Below are 3,980 nucleotides of genomic sequence, written 5' to 3' on the forward strand. Positions count from 1 at the left end.
TGGATGCTTACTGAAATCGGATAATACCCTTTCGAAATTGCTAATCCAGACGGCTTGATTTATTGGAGTGAAATCAAGAGATAATCGAGTACATTTCAATCCTGATAGGGTATATAGGATCATTGTTTCATCATCTCCCATCTCCCATCTCCCATCTCCCATCTCCTAAACAAAAAGGCGATCGCTAGCTGACTAACGATCGCCTCTTAAATTTAAAACCCCGATTTCCCTTCGTAATCAGATGCAAATGAGCGCAACAGACACTAAAAAAACATTTTTGAACGTTGGTTGCTCGCTTAAGTGGCGGAACCAACCTCGTGTCACTAATCTAACCCTACTTGAGTCACACCGCCATCAGCCATTTTACGGTGAACTCGATGACTATCACTACACACGTGATTAATTTTATACTACGAATTATCGCCGTAACAATCGAGGCTCGATCTCGATCGAGCCTAACTCTCATCTTGGGTGACTTCCTCTAATACATGCCGAGTGCTGCTCCACGCCAAGATTCCCGCAACTGCCACGATCGCGCTCATCCCCCATAATACCGATCGCAGCCCAAACTGATTGGTTAAAGGAGCCACAATAATTAACGGCACGGCGACCGCAATATTTACCGCATTATTCTGAAAGCCAAACACCTTGCCTCGCATTGATTCTGGCGTTCTTTCTTGAATTAATGTCTGCATCGGTACGGCAATTAATGAAGCCCCCAACCCCAAGATCCCGGCACAGCATAACCCGATCGCCAAATTGTTCACAAATGTAAATATTGCCAGCACGATTCCCATGCCAATAAATCCAATCAGGGGTAAAGACTTTTGTTGCAGACGATTGCCAAAATGTCCCAAAACTCCAGCACCAAAGACTAATCCAATGCCTAGCGCAGCTACTAAAAATCCGAATTGATCGGTCTTAAGACCGACTTCAGCCGTCAGTTTAATTGACAATATCGGTAACGCCGCAATCGTCGAAAATAAGACGGCTAATTGCAACATCGCATTCAACAACAATTTATTACTACGCAGATAATCAAATCCAACCTTCAACTCATACCAAGGATTGACTCGGCGAGTGTGATGATTCGGATCGATCCTTTCTTGTACTTTTACCAATTGTCCCAATCCAGCGGCGAAGAAGTAGAGCACAGCAACCAACACTTCGCGCGAACCGTTTTGGCTGATATTAGTTACCGCCGTCAAAATTGGCTCGCCGATCCCAAATCCGACAATAATCGAACCCATAGTGCTGCTGGTAAACAAGGCATTGGCTGTCAACAAATTTTCGGGCTTCACTACCAGGGGAATCGCGGACTGTTCTGCCGGGGCAAATGCTTGGGTTACTGTCGAAATTGCAAAAGTAATTAATAATAAAACTACAAATTCTTTTGGTAAAATTGCTAACAGTAAGATGAGGGAACCCCTAATTACATCCGCAATTACCATAATCTTTTTTTTAGGATAATGCTCGATAAATATTCCCGCCGCTGCACCAAACAAAATTGCAGGAACCGTCGAAGCAATCATCAAATACGCACTAGAATCAGCGGCATACTTATTGGGGATATTATAGGTGTCCAGTAACGAAATCGACATTACTAGCATTACTTTATCGGCAATCTGAGAAAGTACTTGCCCACTCCACAAAAATAAAAATGGACGGTTTTTGAGTAGAGCTTTAAATCCACTCGCCTCTGTTGGTGTTTTTGCAGGTAGCATAGACTAGGAAATAGGGAATAGGGGGAGACGAGGAGACGGGGATCGATAGCGTTCGGATCGGGAATTACTCCAACAGAAAGCTTCTCTCTCTGTCTGTAGCGATTGTACCTATAAGTGGGTCAAGAAATTTGGCTGTGTGTGACAGTCGTTGGAGTGGACAGTAGATAATGGATAATAAATAGTAGCTATTAATTCATCCCGTCCCTGTAATGAACTCCACCATCGCCTACCTGACTACTCAACTCGATCGCGCGATCGTTGCCGCATTAGGAGACGATTATGCTGGTACAGATCCCCTGCTGGTATTATCGAGCAATCCCAAATTTGGGGATTATCAGGCAAATATGGCGATGGGACTGAGCAAAAAATTGGGGCAACCACCACGCAATATCGCCCAATCGATCGTCGATAATTTAGAAGTATCCGAAATCTGTGAAGCTCCCCAAATTGCTGGCCCTGGCTTTATTAATTTTACTGTCAAACCCAGCTATCTCGCCACTCAGCTTCAAGCCATCCAAGCAGACAGCCGCTTGGGAGTCCCTGTCGCCGCTACACCCCAACGTGTCATCGTGGACTTTTCTAGTCCGAATATCGCCAAAGAAATGCACGTCGGTCACTTGCGATCGACTATTCTGGGAGACTGTATCGCGCGGGTATTAGAATTTCGCGGTCATGATGTCCTCAGACTCAATCACGTCGGCGATTGGGGTACCCAATTTGGGATGTTGATCCTCTACCTCCGGGAAGCTTATCCCCAAGCCTTGACGACGGCTGACGCGCTCGATTTAGGCGATTTGGTGGTCTTATACAAAAAAGCCAAACAACGCTTCGACGAAGATCCCGAATTCCAAGCCGCCGCCAGACAAGAAGTAGTCAAATTACAAGCCCGAGATCCCGATACGATTAAAGCCTGGAAACTATTATGCGACCAATCGCGGCGCGAATTTCAGGTGATTTATGACAGATTGAATGTCCAACTTACCGAACGCGGCGAATCATTCTACAATCCCTATTTAGCCGCAGTAGTTGATGACTTACGCACGACGGGATTACTAGTCGAAAGCGACGGCGCACAATGCGTTTTCCTCGAAGGATATACCAATCGCGACGGCGATCCTTTACCGCTAATCGTCCAAAAAACCGACGGTGGTTATAACTACGCTACTACCGATTTAGCCGCCATTAGATACCGGATTCAAACCGATAAAGCCGATCGGATTATTTATATCACAGATGCCGGACAAGGAGATCATTTCGCCCAAGTATTCCAAGTCGCCAAATTAGCAAATTGGATACCCGAAAATGTCGAAATTATTCACGTTCCCTTCGGCTTAGTATTAGGTGAAGATGGTAAGAAAATTAAGACGCGATCGGGTGAAGCCATTAAATTAAAAGATTTACTCGATGAAGCGATCGAACGATTTAGTAACGACCTCAAATCGCGACTAGTAGCCGAAGAACGCCAAGAAACTGAAGAATTTATCGCCAATAGTTCGCAAGTCATCGGACTAAGTTCCGTTAAATATGCCGACTTGAGCCAAAACCGCACTAGTAATTATGCCTTTAGTTTTGACAAAATGCTGGCACTGCAAGGGAATACCGCACCTTATATGATGTATGCCTATGTCCGGGTACAAGGCATCAGTCGCAAAGGTGGGATCGATTTCGATCGTCTCGGGGCTAATGCCCAGATTATTCTCAATGAAGAACTCGAACTAACACTTGCCAAACACCTTTTACAATTAGGTTCGATCGTCAATGAAGTCGAGCGAGATCTATTACCAAATCGGTTGTGTCAATACTTGTTTGAACTCAGTCAAAAATTCAATCAGTTTTTTGAGAACTGTCCCGTCTTATCGTCAGAAGAACCAGTGCGGACTTCGCGATTGATTCTGTGTAATTTGACAGCTAAAACGTTGAAATTAGGATTAGATTTACTCGGTATTCCAGTACTAGAGCGGATGTAATTGCGATCGATCCCGATTGCCATGTTTCTGTTGGCATATTTTTTCCAAGTTGGTATTCCCTCCTATCGACTCAGAGTAAAGACAGAGGTGATTGTAAGTGGATTGAGGATCTCGGTACGCGTACCAGATTTACTAGTATTGTCTGAAGAATTAGCCACAGAAATGGAAGGTGCGAGTCGATCGATCGTACTAATGGACATGCCCCCACCCTTATTAGTAGTCGAAGTTGTCAGCCCCAACCAAGAGAAAAGAGATTATCGGTACAAGCGGAGTGAATACGCCGCTAGGG

General features: G+C 44.8%; 2 protein-coding genes and 1 pseudogene. 2 read left to right on the forward strand and 1 reads right to left on the reverse strand.

The window, feature by feature from the left end:
- Window positions 1-455: 455 nt before the first annotated feature.
- Window positions 456-1,724, reverse strand: coding sequence for an MFS transporter (locus RMO35_RS17365; protein WP_309742569.1), 1,269 nt, complete (start codon window positions 1,722-1,724; stop codon window positions 456-458).
- A 209-nt stretch (window positions 1,725-1,933) separates the two neighbouring features.
- Between RMO35_RS17365 and argS the strand changes: the two genes are divergently transcribed.
- A complete protein-coding gene (gene argS, locus RMO35_RS17370; RefSeq protein ID WP_309742570.1) occupies window positions 1,934-3,691 on the forward strand; it encodes an arginine--tRNA ligase in 1,758 nt (585 codons plus the stop codon).
- Between the two features lie 15 nt (window positions 3,692-3,706).
- Window positions 3,707-3,980: pseudogene (locus RMO35_RS17375) on the forward strand (Uma2 family endonuclease); the annotation flags it as partial.

The sequence above is a fragment of the Chamaesiphon sp. OTE_20_metabat_361 genome, assembly GCF_031364565.1.